The sequence below is a fragment of the Streptomyces sp. NPDC048018 genome (genome assembly GCF_043202995.1).
Classification (GTDB): Bacteria; Actinomycetota; Actinomycetes; order Streptomycetales; family Streptomycetaceae; genus Streptomyces.
In genome coordinates this window covers 576,738-592,430 of the sequence record NZ_JBIDBK010000004.1, presented here as the reverse complement: position 1 = coordinate 592,430, position 15,693 = coordinate 576,738, and the positions used below count along the sequence as shown (strand labels likewise).

Here is a 15,693-nt window from a genome sequence, read left to right as displayed (position 1 = left end):
GTCGTCCCGCCGTCCGGTCGTCCCGCCCTGCGCCCGGGCCGCCCTGCCTGACGCGCCCGCCCTGCGGCCCGGCCCCGCCCTGCGTCCCGGCCCTGCCCTGCGCCCGGCCCTGCCCTGCGCCCGGCCCCGCCCTGCCGCCCGGCCCCGCCCTGCGCCCGGCCCTGCCCTGCGCCCGGCCCCGCCCTGCCGCCCGGCCCCGCCCTGCCGCGCCCGCCCTCCCGGTCGTCCCGCCCCGCCTGCCGCGCCCGCCCTGCCTGCGCCCGGCCCCGCCCTGCCGGTCGTCCCGCCCTTGTCGGTCGCCCCAGCCCTGCCGTCGCGCGCCCCGGCCCTGCGCTGACCGGCCGGCCCCGCCACGCCGTCGTGCGGCGGGCGTCCTTCCGGGCGGCGGGCCGGGGCCGTCGGCGTGATCCGGCCGACACGGTGCGGCCCCCGCCGCCCCTCCGCCCCCGCAGTACGCTTGTCGCATGCTTTCGCTCGTACGTCGCCGCCACGTGGATCTCCTCCGCGTCGCGAGCATGGGCTGTCCGGGTTCTCGCTGACCCGTCGCCCCACCCCTCTCGTACACCCCCCGCGGACGCACACCATGAGTTATCCCTCGCAGCTCCCCATCGTCGACCTCTCCGCCGCCGACCGAGGCCCCCAGGCCCGGCGGCTGCTGCACGCGCAGCTCCATTCCGCCGCCCATGACGTGGGCTTCTTCCAGCTGGTCGGGCACGGCGTGACGGAGGCCGAGAAGCAGGCGCTGACGTCCGCGACGCGGGCCTTCTTCGCGCTGCCGGAGGCGCAGCGGCTGGCGCTCGACACCACGCACTCGCCCCACTTCCGCGGGTACACCAGGATCGGCGACGAGCGGACCGGCGGGGCCCGGGACTGGCGGGACCAGCTGGACATCGGGGCCGAGCGGCCCGCGCACGTACCGGCGGCGGGGGAGCCCGCGTACTGGTGGCTGCAGGGCCCGAACCAGTGGCCCGAGGCGCTGCCCGAACTGCGGCTCGCCGCGCTGAACTGGATCGAGCGTCTCTCCGGTGTCGCCGAGCGCCTGCTGCACGAGCTGCTCGCGTCGATCGGCGCCCGGCCGGACTACTACGAGGCGGACTTCGGCGCGCACGCCCACCCGCACCTGAAGCTGGTCCGCTACCCGGGCAGCAGCGGCGAGGGCGACGACCAGGGCGTCGGCGCGCACAAGGACTACGGCTTCCTGACCCTGCTGCTCCAGGACGACGTGGGCGGGCTCCAGGTGCAGCGGGAGGACGGCCTCTTCCACGACGTGCCCCCCTTGCCCGGGGCGTTCGTGGTGAATCTGGGCGAGCTGCTGGAGGTGGCGACGAACGGGTATCTCGTCGCCACCAACCATCGCGTGGTGTCACCGCCGGGGGCGACGGAACGATTCTCCGTCCCGTTCTTCTACAACCCGCGGCTCGACGCCCGGATCGCCCCGCTGGAGTTCCCGTACGCCGCCGCCGCGCCCGGTGTCACGGCCGACCCGGCGAACCCCCTGTTCGCCGAGTACGGCTTCAACGAGCTGAAGGGCAAGCTGCGCGCCCACCCGCTGGCGGCGGCCCGGCACCACGCGGACCTGCTGGTCAAGGACGGTCAGCCGGTGATGTCGGTGATGTCGGAGTAGCCCTCGATCTCGCGCGGGTTCCGCTGGCCGGGGCCCGTGTAGCGCGCGGACGGGCGGACGAGGCGGCCGGTGCGCTTCTGCTCCAGGATGTGCGCCGACCAGCCGGCCGTCCGGGCGCAGGTGAACATCGAGGTGAACATGTGCGCCGGGACCTCGGCGAAGTCCAGGACGATGGCCGCCCAGAACTCGACGTTGGTCGCGAGGACGCGGTCGGGACGCCGGTTGTGCAGCTCTTCCAGGGCCGCCTTCTCCAGGGCCTCCGCCACCTCGAAGCGCGGCGCGGCGAGTTCCTTGGCCGTACGGCGCAGGACGCGGGCGCGGGGGTCCTCGGCGCGGTAGACGCGGTGGCCGAAGCCCATGAGGCGCTCGCCCTTGTCGAGGGCCTGCTTCACGTAGGCCGTGGCGTCGCCGGTGCGCTCGATCTCCTCGATCATGCCGAGGACGCGGGACGGCGCGCCGCCGTGGAGCGGGCCGGACATGGCGCCGACGGCACCGGACAGGGCGGCGGCCACGTCGGCGCCCGTGGAGGCGATGACGCGGGCGGTGAACGTGGAGGCGTTCATGCCGTGCTCGGCGGCCGAGGTCCAGTAGGCGTCGACGGCCTTGACGTGCTTCGGGTCCGGCTCGCCGCGCCAGCGGATCATGAAGCGCTCGACGACGGACTGCGCCTTGTCGATCTCGCTCTGCGGCACCATCGCCAGGCCCTGTCCGCGCGCCGACTGCGCGACGTAGGAGAGGGCCATGACGGCGGCGCGGGCGAGGTCGTCGCGGGCCTGCTCGGCGGAGATGTCCAGGAGCGGTTTCAGGCCCCAGACCGGCGCGAGCATGGCGAGCGCGGACTGCACGTCGACGCGGATGTCACCGGAGTGGACGGGGATCGGGAACGGCTCGGCGGCCGGCAGGCCGGGGTTGAAGGCGCCGTCGACGAGCAGGCCCCAGACGTTGCCGAAGGAGACGTGACCGACCAGGTCCTCGATGTCGACCCCGCGGTAGCGGAGGGCGCCGCCCTCCTTGTCGGGTTCGGCGATCTCCGTCTCGAACGCGACGACTCCTTCGAGCCCGGGTACGAAGTCGGACATGAGGCGGCTCCTGATTCACGAGAACAACTGATCGATGATCAATCATTCGGGCGTTGGCTTGGTGGAGGGCAACAGCGATCCAGGGGACGAGTCTGTACGGTTTCGATGATGCGGGGAAAGGTGACATCCGGCACACTCCTCCGATCCGGCGAGGAAGGATTGGCGCCACGCGGTGCCGGGCAAACTCCGCCGCTACGGCAGGATGGGCCCGTGACCGACGCTCTCGATCCCGCCGACATGCGCGAGGTGTACCGGACCTTGGAGCTGACCCCGGCCGACCTCGCACCCGAACCGATCGAACAGTTCGCGCGCTGGTTCAAGGAGACCGCCGGCAGCCCGGCGATCCACGAACCCAACGCGATGGTCGTCTCCACCGCCGCCCCCGACGGCCGCCCGTCCTCCCGCACGGTGCTGCTCAAGCACTACGACGAGGACGGATTCGTCTTCTACACCAACTACGGCTCGCGCAAGGGGCGGGAGCTGACGGCCAACCCGTACGTGTCCCTGCTCTTCCCCTGGCACCCGCTGGCCCGCCAGGTCATCGTCACCGGCCGCGCGGCCCGCACCGGCCGCGACGAGACGGTCGCCTACTTCCGCACCCGCCCGCACGGCTCGCAGCTGGGGGCGTGGGCCAGCCACCAGTCCACGGTGATCGGGTCGCGGGCCGAGCTGCTCGCCCGCTACGAGGAGCTCGCCGCCCGCCATCCGGAGCACGAGCAGGTGCCGGTGCCGCCGGAGTGGGGCGGCTTCCGGGTGGTGCCGGAGACGGTGGAGTTCTGGCAGGGGCACGAGAACCGCCTGCACGACCGGCTGCGGTACGTACGGGAGGCCGGATCCTGGCGCGTGGAGCGCCTCGCGCCCTGACGGCGCGCCCCGCCCCGGGCCCCGGAGACGCAGACGACCCGTGGGCCTGGGTCCCGTCCGCCTAGGTCCGGACGGGAGCCGGCCGGACTGACCGGCGGCCCACGGGTCGGGTGACTGCGTTGGTGTTCGGCAGAGGGCCTGCCGAGGTGCACAGAGTGCGACGGCAGGCCTTAGCCCGCAGTCACCTCACGAGTCCGAAAAGAAACCATTTTTTCGGATCACCTCCTTTCGCGTGTGACCACACCCTAAGAACCTCTCCGCTCCTCCTTCAACCCCTTTTTTCTCGCCGTCACGCTCCGATGCGACCCCGATGCGCTCCGGATAGCCCGCGCAATACGGGGCCCGATACGGCGCTCGGGTTGGCTCGGTGGCACGAGTTCACCGACGAGCGGGGGAGTCATGGGCAGCACAGTGGTGCAGAAGTTTGGCGGCAGCTCGCTGGCCACCACCGGACACCTGCGCCGGGTCGCCCGCAGGATCGCCCGCGTCGCCGCGTCCGGCCGGCGCGTCGCCGTCGTCGTCTCGGCGCAGGGCAAGACCACCGACGACCTCCTCGGCACCGCCGGCGAGATCAACCCGGACGCCGACGGCCGGGAGCTCGACCAGCTCCTCGCCACCGGCGAGGCGGCCTCCGCGGCGCTCATGGCCATGGCCCTGCAGCGGCTCGGCACCCCGGCGACCGCCCTCGCGGGCGCCCAGACCGGCATCCTCGCCTCCGGACCACCGGGCGCCGGCGTCATCGTCGCCATCGACACCGAGCGCGCCGTGCGGCTCCTCGACGCCGGCCGGGTCGTGGTCGTCGCCGGCTTCCAGGGCGTCGACGCGGCCGGCGACATCATCACGCTGGGCCGCGGCGGCTCCGACACCACCGCCGTCGCCGTCGCGGCCGAACTCGGCGCCACCCACTGCGAGATCTACACCGACGTCCCCGGCGTGCTCACCGCCGACCCCCGCCTGGTCCCGACGGCCCGGCTGATGGACCGGCTCGACATGGACGTCATGGCGGAGATGGCCTTCGCCGGCGCGAAGGTCATGCACTCCCGGGCGGTCGAACTCGCCGCGCTCTGCGGCCTGGACATCCACGTCGGCCACTCCGCGGCCCCCGAGGTCGGCACCCGTATCCACGCGACGGACGGAGACACCATGCTCGAGACCCAGGCGGCCGTGATGGCGGTCGTCCACGACCACGACGCGGCCCGCGTCACCGTCCGCACCGCGCGGACGTCGGAGAACCCGGCGCTGACCGTCTTCCGCGCGCTCGGCCAGCAGGCCGTACCCGCGGACATGACCTCGGTGCACGAGGAGCGCGGCGGCGGCCACACCATCGGCATGACCGTGCCGCACACCCGGGTCGCGGCGGTACGGGAGTTCCTCGCCGCGCACGCCGCCGACAGCGCCGACGCGCTCACCGTGGACGACACGGTGGCGAAGGTGTCGATCGTCGGCAAGGGCCTGCTCAGCCGCCCCCAGTACGCGGCCCGGATGCTGTCCGCGCTCACCGACCGCGGCATCAGCGCCGGCGCCTTCTCCGCCTCCCAGCTGCGCATCTCGGTGACCGTGCCGCGCGCCGAGGCGGACCGGGCGGTCCGGCTGCTGCACACCGAGTTCGAGCTCGACGGCTCGCCGGACGACACCCCCCTGACCCTCGCGAGCCGCACGTGAGCCCTGCCCGTGTGAGCCGCCCGCATCCGAGCCACCCGCACCTCGCCCCCCTCTGGGAGAAGAACCGATGACCGAGCAGTTGTCCTTCGCCCGCCGCTTACGGCTGCGGAGGCTGTACCGCCACGCCCCGGACCGGCTCCTCGTCGTGCCGCTCGACCACTCCGTCACCGACGGCCCCGTGACCGGCGGCAGCCGGGTGGGCGAGCTCGTCGGCGACCTGGCCCGCCACCACGTGGACGCCGTCGTGCTGCACAAGGGCGCGCTGCGGCGGATCGACCCCGAGTGGTTCGCGCACACCTCGCTGATCGTGCACCTGAGCGCCAGCACCGTGCACGCCCCCGACCCCGACGCCAAGTACCTGGTCGCGGGCGTCGAGGAGGCGCTGCGGCTGGGCGCCGACGCGGTCAGCGTGCACGTCAACCTGGGCGCCGACGAGGAGCGGCAGCAGGTCGCGGACCTCGCGGCGGTGGGCGACGCCTGCGACCGCTGGAACGTGCCGCTGCTCGCGATGATGTACCCGCGCGGCCCCAAGATCGCCAATCCGCGGGACCCCGCCCTGGTCGCCCACGCGATCCAGCTCGCCGCCGACCTCGGCGCCGACATCGTGAAGAGCCCGTACGTCGGCTCCGTCGAGGCGATGCGCGACGTCACCGCCACCGCCGCGGTCCCGGTCATCGTGACCGGCGGACCCCGCAACGACGACGAGGCGGCCACCCTCGCCTACGTCGAGGACGCCCTCGGCGGCGGTGCCGCCGGCATCGCCATGGGCCGCAACGTCTTCCAGGCCCCGAACCCGGGCGCCCTCACCGACAAGCTTTCCGACCTCGTACACGGACGGCGCACCACCGCCTCCACCCCGCCGCACCACCCGCACCGCGTCGCTCAGACGACTCGCTGAAGCGCAAGCAGACCGACAGATCAGGAGAGTTCCGTGAAGATCAGCTGGCTCGACATCCGTTCGCTCGGCGAGGCCCGTGAGGCGATCCTCCAGGAGGCGCTGCACCACCGTGTGGAGGCGGTCGTCGCCGACGACACCGCGCACCTCAAGGACCTGCCGCCGACCATCACCAAGGTCCTGTTCCCGCAGAACAAGCCGCTGCCGGAGGACTTCGGCGACGCGACCGTCGTCATCGTCGACCCCGCCAAGCACGGCGTGACCCCCGCCGAGCTCGCCCTGAAGCACCCCGAGGTGGAGGTCGGCCGCTTCGTCGAGATCATCGACGCCCCCACCCTGGAGGACGCCTGTGAGTCGGCGCGCACCGAGAAGTGGAGCGTGCTGCTGTTCCGCGACCCCACGAAGATCCCGCTGGAGATCGTGATCGCGGCGGCCGCCCGGTCCACCGGTTCGCTCGTGACCGTCGCGCAGGACGTCGAGGAGGCCGAGATCATCTTCGGCGTCCTGGAGCACGGCTCGGACGGCGTCATGATGGCCCCGGCGAAGGTCGGCGACACCGCCGCCCTGAAGCGGGCCGCCGAGGCCGACGTCCCGAACGTCAACCTCACCGAGCTGCGCATCGTGGAGACCAGCCACATCGGCATGGGCGAGCGGGCCTGCGTCGACACCTGCACCCACTTCCGCGAGGACGAGGGCATCCTGGTGGGCTCGCACTCCAAGGGCATGATCCTGTGCGTCAGCGAGACCCACCCGCTGCCGTACATGCCGACCCGCCCGTTCCGGGTGAACGCCGGCGCGATCCACTCGTACACGCTGGGCAAGGACGAGCGCACCAACTACCTCAGCGAGCTCAAGGCCGGCAGCAAGGTCACCGCGGTCGACGTGAAGGGCAACACGCGTCTGGTCACGGTCGGCCGGGTGAAGATCGAGTCCCGTCCGCTGATCTCCATCGACGCCGAGGCCCCCAACGGGCAGCGGGTCAACCTGATCCTGCAGGACGACTGGCACGTCCGGGTCCTCGGCCCCAACGGCGTCGTGCTCAACAGCACGGAGCTGAAGCCGGGTGACGTGGTGCTCGGCTACCTGCCGAGCGAGGACCGGCACGTCGGCTACCCGATCGACGAGTTCTGCCTGGAGAAGTAGGTCCCGCGCGGTGCGCTCCCGGCCGTGCCACCCCTCACGGGTGGCACGGCCGGGGCCGTTCTCACACGCCGGCCGTGCCGGCCGGGACCTCCGGTGCCGGTACGGCCGGCGGGCGCCGCACCGCCCGGCTGAGGAGCACCGCGACCGCGCCGAGCAGGCCGGCCGCCGCGAAGACGAAGAACCCCCATCGCCCGTGGCCGTGGGAGAAGAGGTAGCCGCCCAGCCAGGGGCTCAGGACGGCGCCGAGCCGGCCGACCCCGGCGACCCAGCCGAGTCCCGGGGCCCGCAGCGCCGCCGGGTAGAAGCCGCCGGCCACCGCGTAGACCATCGTCGAGGCGCTGTAGAGCCAGATCCCGGTCACGGTGACGACGACGTACGTCACCGGCACCGGCATCCGTACCGAGAGCAGCAGCAGGGAGCCGGCCGTGAGCACGAACCAGGTCCCGGCCACCGGTACGGCGCCGAACCGGGAGGCGACCCAGCCCGCCAGCAGCATGCCGACGATGCCGCCCGCGTTGACCGCCATCAGGAAACCGACCGAGGACCCGAGGCCGTAGCCCGAGACCCGCATCAGCTGTGGCAGCCAGGTGCTCAGGCCGTACACGAGCATCAGCCCGCAGGCGGAGGCCAGCCACAGCAGCAGCGTGGACGTGCGGTGTTCGGGGCCGACGAGCGCGGCCACGGCCCGCCGCCGCTCCCCGGACCGCCCCTGGCGGGCCCGGCCCCTGGCGGCCAGGACGGTCGGTGACTCGGGCAGGAAGCGCAGCAGCAGCGGTACGGCGACGAGCGCGGGCAGCACGCCCGCGGCGAAGGCCCAGCGCCAGCCGTAGGCGGGGGCCAGCGCCAGGCCGACGCCCGTCGCGGTCATGCCGCCCGCGTGGTACGCCGACATGAGGATGCCGGTGGCCAGCGGCACCCGGCGCCCGGGCGTGAACTCGGCGACGACGGCGAGGCACACGGGGATCAGGCCGCCCAGGCCGAGCCCGGTGAGGAAGCGTCCGGCGCCGAACACGCCGACCGAGCCGGCCGCCGCGCAGACGCCGGAGCCGGCGGAGAAGGCGAGGATGCAGCCGACGAGCACCGGGCGGCGCCCGACGCCGTCGGTGAGGCTGCCGCAGCCGAGGGCGCCGAGCAGCATGCCGAAGGTGGTCCAGCTGCCGATGGTGCCGGCGGTCGCCGCGTCGAGACCGAACGCGGGGTCGTCGAGCATGTACGGCAGGCCTGCGCCGTACACCATGACGTCGAAACCGTCGAAGAAGACGGCCGCCCAGCACAGGGTGAGGACGGCCACGGGGGAGTGTCTTCGGGCGAGCACGATTACCTCCACAGGGTGGGGAGACACGAAGGCGCCGGACCCCGGCCTCCGGGGAGACCGAGGTCCGGCGCCTGCCGGGTGTCACTTGTCGTAGCGGTACCACTTGGTGTGGTCGATCAGGTCCTTGGGCGTCATGGTGTGCCAGGGACCCAGCGAGGTGTTGAGGTCGGGGACGTCCTGGGTGGGCTTGACGGGCAGGTAGGGCGGGACCTCGGGGTTCCGGGCCTGCCAGAGGGCCCAACAGCGGTCGATCATGCAGTGGTTGAGGAAGAACACCGGGTCGTTGGGCGAGCCGATGTACATCATGTGGCCGCCGACCCAGACGTGACCGGCCGCGTGCAGCTTGCCGGCGCTCTCCTCCCAGGCGAACTTGGTGTAGCCCTCCAGGTGGTTGCGGAAGCTCGCGTACGGCGGCTCGCTGCCCGCCGTGTGGTTGAACGGCGCCGAGTCGTACACCTTCAGGCTCAGGGTGTCGTCCAGCTGCTTCGGGGTGGGCAGCTTGTCGGTCAGGGTGCCCATGTCGCGGACGAGGAAGTCCCGGTCGTCATGGGTGTAGTTGCCGTTCAGCGCCGGGTTCTCGTCGCCGACGGGGATGACGCTGATGTTGAGGACCCAGCCGTTGTCACGGGCGAACGGCCCGGTCATGACCCGGCGGTCGCCGGGGCGCCCGTTGCCGCCCATGAAGTCGTCGGCCCACAGCGGGGAGTCCACGCCGTGGTCGATGGTCCAGTCCCAGTAGGGCAGGGTGACCCGCGGGTCGACCTTCTGCAGCTCCCGCTCGAAGCGCAGCAGGTACTGCCGGTGCCAGGGCAGGAAGCCGGGGTTGATGTGGCCGAGCCGCTTGCCGGTCACCTTGTCCAGGTAGTCCTGGGAGTTGACGCGTATGTGCAGGTCGACGAAGCGGTCGTAGATGCCTCTCCGCTTGATCTCCTTGACCGCGTGGATGAATCGGCGCTTCTCCTCGGCCGTCATGTCGAGGTGGTTCTTGCGTACGTGCACCATGGCGGAGCTCCGTTTCACAGGCGGGCGGGTCAGGCGGGCGTCGTGGCGTCCATGACGTGGGCGCCGTGGACGTTCGGGAGCAGGTGGGCGCCGCGGAGCTCCTCGACGGCGCGACGCGCGGCGACCAGCGGGGTCGGCGCCATCTCGTAGTGGCACAGCGAGCTGAGGTAGGCGTCGTCGGCGAACTTCATGAGGTGCAGCGGCCGCCCGTCGATGTACACGCCGCCGCCGGCCGCCGCGGACGCGACCCGGATGGTGCGGCCCTGGTACGTCTCGGTGTAGTCGCCCCCGGGGGTGCCGGCGGCCTGGGCGGGGGCCTGGTCGGCGCCGACGGCGCCGGTGGCGAACGGGACCGCGGCGGCGGAGGCGGCGAGGGCCGCGCCGGCGGTCAGTTTGACCATGTCGCGTCGCTTGATGGACACGCGTGATTCCTCTCTGAGGGGGAACGGATCCGGAGGGAACGATTCAGCGGGAGCGGTACGGCAGGCGCGTCAGGAGGCCGCGGCCACGACGCCCTTCGGCTCCAGCAGGAACTGCGTGTAGTTGTCGTCGTGCGGGATGCCCGGGACCGCCGTCCACGGCAGGACCGCGCCGCGCGTGACCTTGCGGACGCTCGGCTCGCGGACGGCCGCGTCGACCAGCCCCTCGTCCTCGGTGAGCAGGTTGAGGGCCAGCGACCCGCGCAGCGGGGCCACCCCGTCGGCGGGCGTCCAGGGCGCCACGACCACGAACGGGAACGGCAGCTCGGTGCCGACCGCCGGATGGTCCACCCGGTCGACCGACAGCACCAGCGGACGCAACAGCTGTGAGCCGTCGCCGAGTTCGACGACGACGGCGGTGGCCTCCGGATCGTGGCCCGCGCTGTGGTCGGTCACCCCGGGCGCCGCCCGGAGCTCGTCGACCTGGTGCCGGATCCGCGCCGCCCGCTCCCGGTCGGCGACCAGGAGGGTGGCGCCGGCGGTGGTCACGGGCACGCTCGGCAGGGCGGCCAGCCGCCGGGCGAGCGCGTCGGCGACGTCGTGCACGGGGCGGGTGGTCAGGACCGCCGAGAGGTTGGTGCAGCGGGTGCCGCCGTCGAAGGACGCCGCGAGCGCCAGGTGGGCGACGGTCGGCTCGTCGGGCTCGGCGTCCAGGAGCGCCTTCGTACGCCCCGGGCCGCGTACGGCGACCGACTCGTCGCCCTGCCAGCGGCGCACGGCGCTGTCCCCGCCGTAGACGATGCCGCGGTCGGCCTCCTTGAGCAGGAACTCGCCGGTCTGGTGCGAGGCCGGCAGGAACGCCAGCCTGTGCGCGGGCAGTCCGGCGGCGAGCAGCGCCCGGGTCAGCCGCAGCGGGGTGAACGGGTCGCGGCTGCCCGGCTTCACGGCGACGCTGTAGCCGTGGAAGAGGGCCTGCGCCCAGGTGACGTTGGGCGTCGGGTGGTTGCTGGCCATGACGGCGGCGAAGACCCGGCCGCGCGGCACCCAGCGGGTCGCGAACCCGGCGCCGAAGCCGGTGCCCGGCAGCTCGGCGGCGGTCGTCTCGGACAGCTCGCGCAGCTCGTCCACGAGGTCGCGGACGGACTGGGCGACGGCGGCGGCCGTGAGCCCGGTGGCGTAGGAGACGCGGTCGGCGTAGTCCTCGGGCGACTCGCCCCCCAGGACGGCCTCCTCGAAGAGCTCGGCCGCCCGGTCGAAGACCTCCTGGGGGACCGGGACGCCGTCGGCGTGGTCCCGCAGCTCGCGCAGGGCGGCGAGCGCCATGAGCCGTGGGGCGGAGCCGACGTCGGCGAGGTCGCCGCCGCGCACGTCGGGCAGCCGGCCGCGGTCGGAGCTGGTGACGGGCCGGCCGCAGACGAGCGGATCGATGCCGATCAGCTGGGTGTCCGCCATCAGTAGACCCCCTCGATGACGCGCACGTCGTCGACGGCGCGGTAGGTCTGGACGTCGGCGAGACCGTCCACGGGGGAGCCGGGGCGCGGGGCGATCCGGATGGCGCTGTCGCGTTCCAGGACGTTCGGCAGGAACATCTCCTCGGCGACCAGGTGCAGCCGGACCCGGCCGCGCTCCCCGTAGGCCACGGGCTCACCCCGGTCGTCGACGAGTTCCAGGCGGGTGGTGGCCGGGTACGGCTCGAAGACGCAGGGGTGGCTGTCGCCGGGGGCGGCCGGGCGCTGCGGGGCGACGCCCATCAGGCTGTTGCCGTAGACGCCGACGACGGCCGCGTCGGGGAAGAACTCCCGGTCGAGCATCCGCAGGCTCTCGGCGCTGATGGAGGTGCCGGCCCAGATGACCGCCTTCACGTTGCTCCGCACCAGCTCGTAGAGCGCGGGGCGGGCGCAGATGGCCTCCAGGAGCGGCGGGGTGGAGCTGAGGACGGCCACCTTCTGCGTGGTGAGGATGGTCTCGGCCTGGTCCAGCAGGTGCTGGACGTAGCGCTCCGCCTCGTCCTCGCGGCCGTCGCCGAGCAGCCGCTTCACCCAGCGCGGGTCGAGGTCGACGGTGTGGAAGAGGGCGCCGGACAGGGCGGCGTAGCGGGACACGTCGTAGCCGATGACGTGCGGGCCGCTCGGGCCCAGGTGCAGCCAGTCGCCCTCGGCGGGCACCCCGCTCTCGATGAGCCGCTGCCGCGCCCACACGAGGAGTTCGGCGCGGGCGGCGCTGTCCACGATCCGCTTCGGGGAACCCGTCGTGCCGCCGGAGTCGTAGACGCGGAAGACGCGGTCGGACACCCCGCGCGGGATGAGGTCGCCGACGGGCACCGTGCGCAGCTCGGCGCTGACGTCGGGGAACCGGGTCAGGTCGGCGAGGCCGCCGATGTCGGTGAGCGGGTCGAAGCCGAGGCTGTCGCGCTTGGCGAGCCAGAACGGCGAGCCGGTGTCCACACCGAAGTGCCAGGACATCAGCTTCCGTATGTGAAGGTCGAATTCCGTGGTCGGGGAGTCGGTCATGACGAGTACTGGTCTCCTTCAACGCGAAGAGGCGCCGACGAGCCCATCCTTCGGTCGGCGCCTATCGCGGCTGTATTGGTGTTGTTTCGGCGCCGGGCCCCGTGGGGGCCCGGCGCCGGGTGGGACGTCGGAGCGGGCTCCGGCTCAGGCCCTGGCCGCTCCGCCGCCGGAGCGCAGGGTGAGCGCGGACACCGCGGCGATCAGCGGGAAGACCGCGACGACCGCGAGCACGGTGGTCAGGTCCAGCGACTTGACCAGCGCGCCGGCGGTGGCGCTGCCGACGCCGCCGCCCACGAAGAAGGTCAGGTTGAGCAGGCCCATCGCACCGCCGCGCAGGGCGGGTTCGACGTGCGCCGACATCAGGGCGGTGGTGATGACCTGGGTGACGGCGAAGCCGGCGAAGCCGAGCGAGGCGCCGATCAGCAGCGGCGTCGGGTTGGTCGTGGCGGCCGTCAGGGCGAGCACCGCGGCCATCGCGAGGGCGATCAGGCTGAGCATCACCGCACCGGCCTGCCCGCCGGCGAACTTGCCGGCGAAACGGGACAGCACGGCGCCGACGGCCGCGCCGGGCAGCAGCCAGGAGCCCACGGCGAGGACGCTCCAGCCGTGTCCGCCGACGAGGATCTGCGGCACGAGGTACATGGCGGCGAAGAGGCCCGCGTAGGCGCCGACGCCGGTGATCGAGGCGCGCAGGAACACGCTGTCGGCGACCAGGCGGCGCGGCACGAACGAGCCCTCGGTGGTCCGCACCCGCTGGATCAGGCCGGCCAGGGACACCACGAGCGCGGCGGCGAGGGCGATCACGACCGACGTGGTCAGACCGAGCGAGTACGACTGGATGAGCAGCAGGAAGGACATGGCGGCGACGGTCAGGAGCACCGCGCCGGGCAGGTCGAGCCTGCGTCCGCTGCCGGCCCGGACCGAGGCGGCGCGCAGGCACAGCGGCACCGCGAGCAGCGACAGGGCGGGCAGGACGAGCGCGATCCGCCAGGTCACCCACTGGGTGAACACGCCGCCCGCGAGGGTGGCGCTGGCGGAGAAGACCGCCATCGTGGCGCCGAAGCCGCCCAACACCTTGGGCCGGTCCGCCGGGGGAGCTCCCGCGGACAGCGCCAGGGCGCCGGAGGTCATGGCGCCGGAACCGGCGGCGAGCACGAAGCGGCCGCCGACGAGGACGCCGATGTTCGGGGCCAGCAGGCAGATCACGGTGCCGACGGCGAGGACGACGGAGCCGATGAGCAGCGAGGTGCGGACGCCCTTCGAGTCGGCGAGCCGGCCGAAGAGGGCGGTGCCGACGCCGAGCGCCAGTGCGTGGGCGGTGAGCACCCAGGCCGCGGTGGCCGGAGTGGCGGAGAGGGCCTTGGCGACGTCGGGCAGGGCGACGCCGGCGGCGGTGACGCCGAAGACGGCGGGCCCGAACAGGGCACCGTAGCGGAGCCCGGCGGACCGGGCGCTGAGGACGGCGGCCGGCTGCCCGGAAGGGGTGGACACGGCCTGATCGGTGGTCATGGGTCTCCTCCTACGGAGACGAGCGGGTCGTGGATCGGTGGACGGGGGATCGGAGAAGGGGGAAGGGACCGGTGACCGCGGGGGAGCAGAGGCGGCCCGGGGGAGCCGGGGGAGCAGACATGGCAGGGGAAGCGGGGCGGTGCGGGTCGGGGGAGCGGGGAGCCGGGGGCCGGGGGACAGGCGAGGCCGGGGCGGCCGGGACGGCGGGGGCCACGGGGGGAGGGGAGGCCGGGTCGGGCCCGTCCGGGGGTGCGGGCCCGGCCCGGCCGGTCGGAAGGCTCAGGCGGCGCCGTCGGGGAGCAGCGCGTGCCCGAGCCGGAACGTGTTGTGCGGGTCGTAGTGCTTCTTGACCTGGAGCAGCCGGGCGAAGGTCGCCCGGTCGAAGCACTCCGGGGCGGAGCCCGCGGTGTCGGCCCCGGCGAGGAAGTTGAGGTAGCGGCGCCCGGTGGACCAGCCGGAGAGCGGCCGCAGCACGACGTCGGGCGAGCCCGGCAGGGAGAGCGTGGACAGGGTGTAAGCCCCGTCGCGGCCGACCGCGTTGGCCACGGCCGGCGGCCGGGACAGCGCCCCGCCCAGGTGCCGGAGCTCCACCATCGGGTCGGTGCAGCCGCTGTCCGGGCCCGCCGCGGCGAGCAGGGCGTCCAGCGCGTCCTCGTCGAGGTCCCGGAGCACGAGGTTGCGTTCGTGGTACGGCAGCGGCTCGGTCGGGTCCTGGTGGATCTCGGCGACGTCCCGGTACGGCATCTCGGCGACGGTGTCGGCGAGCAGCGGGCCGGCCTCGCGCAGCGGGCGCAGCAGCTCCTCGCCGTCCTCCTCGGTGCCGGTGAACGCGATCCGCACGTGGACGGCGAGTTCACCGGCCGGGTGTCCGGGCACCTGGTGCAGGCCGGGCAGCCGGAGCAGGGCCACGGAGGAGGTCAGGGTCTCGGGCACGGTCCGCGTCCAGGTGCGCCAGGCCTCCAGCACCTCCGCGGCCTGCGCGCCGGAGAAGTAGAGGCCGCCGCCGTAGAGCCGGGCGACGGGAACGAGGCGGAACTCCATGGCGGTGACGATGCCGAAGTTGCCCTTGCCGCCGCGCAGCGCCCAGAACAGGTCCTCGTCCGAGTCGGGGGTGACCGTGCGGTGCCGGCCGTCGGCGGTGACGAGGTGCACCCGGGTGACGTGGTCGGCCGCGTAGCCGTAGAGGCGCCCGAGCGGGCCGAGGCCGCCGCCGAGGGTGTAGCCGACGACGCCGACCAGGTGCGAGGAGCCGTTGAGGGGCGCGAGGCCGTGGTACGCGGCGGTCGCGATGACCTGGTGCCACTGGGCGCCGGCCTCGACGCGGGCGATCCGGGCGATCGGGTCGACGGCGACGGCGTTCATCCGGTGGGTGGTGACCAGGAGCGCCTCCCCGGCGGGGGCGGCGATGCCGTGGCCGGTGGCCTGCACGCCGACGGGCAGCCCGAGTTCGGTGGCGGTGCGGACGGCGGCGACCACGTCCTCGGCGGCGACCGCGCCCACCACGATCGCCGGCCGGTGCCGGCCGATCCGGTTGAAGCCGTCGAGCTCGGCCTCGTACCCCGGGTCGTCCGGGAGGAAGACCTCGCCCTTCACCTCGGAGACGAGCCGGTCCACCGCGCTGTCCGGGATGACGGTGTACTGAGGCTGGCGAGCCATGGACGGCCCCTCTCT

The 15,693-nt window shown here is 73.5% G+C and carries 14 protein-coding genes; 6 read left to right on the top strand and 8 right to left on the bottom strand.

Features of this window, described 5'->3' with window-relative positions:
- The first annotated feature begins 464 nt into the window (after positions 1–464).
- Together ACGF1Z_RS18685 and ACGF1Z_RS18680 are read left to right on the top strand one after the other, a co-directional pair.
- Entirely contained in the window at positions 465–539 is a 75-nt protein-coding gene (locus ACGF1Z_RS18685) for a putative leader peptide (RefSeq protein WP_393005668.1), read from the top strand.
- 44 nt (positions 540–583) lie between these two features.
- Entirely contained in the window at positions 584–1,624 is a 1,041-nt protein-coding gene (locus ACGF1Z_RS18680; RefSeq protein ID WP_393005187.1) for an isopenicillin N synthase family dioxygenase, read from the top strand.
- Here ACGF1Z_RS18680 and ACGF1Z_RS18675 read toward each other — a convergent pair.
- Entirely contained in the window at positions 1,594–2,703 is a 1,110-nt protein-coding gene (locus tag ACGF1Z_RS18675) for a citrate synthase 2 (RefSeq protein WP_393005185.1), read from the bottom strand. The genes ACGF1Z_RS18680 and ACGF1Z_RS18675 overlap by 31 nt on opposite strands.
- A 237-nt stretch (positions 2,704–2,940) precedes the next feature.
- Here ACGF1Z_RS18675 and pdxH point away from each other — a divergent pair, with 237 nt between their 5' ends.
- The 4 genes from pdxH to griH all read left to right on the top strand — a co-directional run bounded on the left by pdxH (position 2,941) and on the right by griH (position 7,267).
- Positions 2,941–3,567, top strand: coding sequence for a pyridoxamine 5'-phosphate oxidase (gene pdxH / locus ACGF1Z_RS18670; RefSeq protein ID WP_393005666.1), 627 nt, complete (start codon positions 2,941–2,943; stop codon positions 3,565–3,567).
- A 399-nt stretch (positions 3,568–3,966) separates the two neighbouring features.
- Positions 3,967–5,229 (top strand): aspartate kinase, encoded by a 1,263-nt coding sequence (locus tag ACGF1Z_RS18665; RefSeq protein WP_393005183.1) that lies wholly within the window; start codon positions 3,967–3,969, stop codon positions 5,227–5,229.
- A 67-nt stretch (positions 5,230–5,296) separates the two neighbouring features.
- Positions 5,297–6,127: a 2-amino-3,7-dideoxy-D-threo-hept-6-ulosonate synthase gene (locus ACGF1Z_RS18660; protein ID WP_393005181.1), complete on the top strand. Its 831-nt coding sequence runs from the start codon at positions 5,297–5,299 to the stop codon at positions 6,125–6,127.
- A 33-nt stretch (positions 6,128–6,160) separates the two neighbouring features.
- Positions 6,161–7,267, top strand: a complete 1,107-nt coding sequence (griH, locus tag ACGF1Z_RS18655) for a 3-amino-4-hydroxybenzoic acid synthase (RefSeq protein ID WP_393005179.1) — start codon at positions 6,161–6,163, stop codon at positions 7,265–7,267.
- Positions 7,268–7,328: 61 nt separating this feature from the next.
- Here the strand turns inward: griH and ACGF1Z_RS18650 are convergent, their stop codons facing one another.
- From ACGF1Z_RS18650 to ACGF1Z_RS18620, 7 genes are all read right to left on the bottom strand, one after another.
- Positions 7,329–8,582, bottom strand: coding sequence for an MFS transporter (locus ACGF1Z_RS18650; protein ID WP_393005177.1), 1,254 nt, complete (start codon positions 8,580–8,582; stop codon positions 7,329–7,331).
- 81 nt (positions 8,583–8,663) lie between these two features.
- On the bottom strand, positions 8,664–9,584 hold the full coding sequence (gene griF, locus ACGF1Z_RS18645) for a grixazone synthase (RefSeq protein WP_393005175.1): 921 nt from the start codon (positions 9,582–9,584) through the stop codon (positions 8,664–8,666).
- Between the two features lie 29 nt (positions 9,585–9,613).
- Positions 9,614–10,006, bottom strand: coding sequence for a tyrosinase family oxidase copper chaperone (locus ACGF1Z_RS18640; protein WP_393005173.1), 393 nt, complete (start codon positions 10,004–10,006; stop codon positions 9,614–9,616).
- A 69-nt stretch (positions 10,007–10,075) separates the two neighbouring features.
- Entirely contained in the window at positions 10,076–11,455 is a 1,380-nt protein-coding gene (locus ACGF1Z_RS18635; RefSeq protein WP_393005171.1) for an aldehyde dehydrogenase family protein, read from the bottom strand.
- Complete coding sequence (locus ACGF1Z_RS18630; protein ID WP_393005169.1) at positions 11,455–12,513, bottom strand: phenazine biosynthesis protein; 1,059 nt, start codon at positions 12,511–12,513, stop codon at positions 11,455–11,457. The genes ACGF1Z_RS18635 and ACGF1Z_RS18630 overlap by 1 nt, the downstream gene beginning before the upstream one ends.
- A 144-nt stretch (positions 12,514–12,657) precedes the next feature.
- On the bottom strand, positions 12,658–14,022 hold the full coding sequence (locus tag ACGF1Z_RS18625; RefSeq protein WP_393005167.1) for an MFS transporter: 1,365 nt from the start codon (positions 14,020–14,022) through the stop codon (positions 12,658–12,660).
- A 279-nt stretch (positions 14,023–14,301) separates the two neighbouring features.
- Positions 14,302–15,678 (bottom strand): FAD-binding oxidoreductase, encoded by a 1,377-nt coding sequence (locus ACGF1Z_RS18620; RefSeq protein WP_393005165.1) that lies wholly within the window; start codon positions 15,676–15,678, stop codon positions 14,302–14,304.
- Between the last annotated feature and the right edge of the window lie 15 nt (positions 15,679–15,693).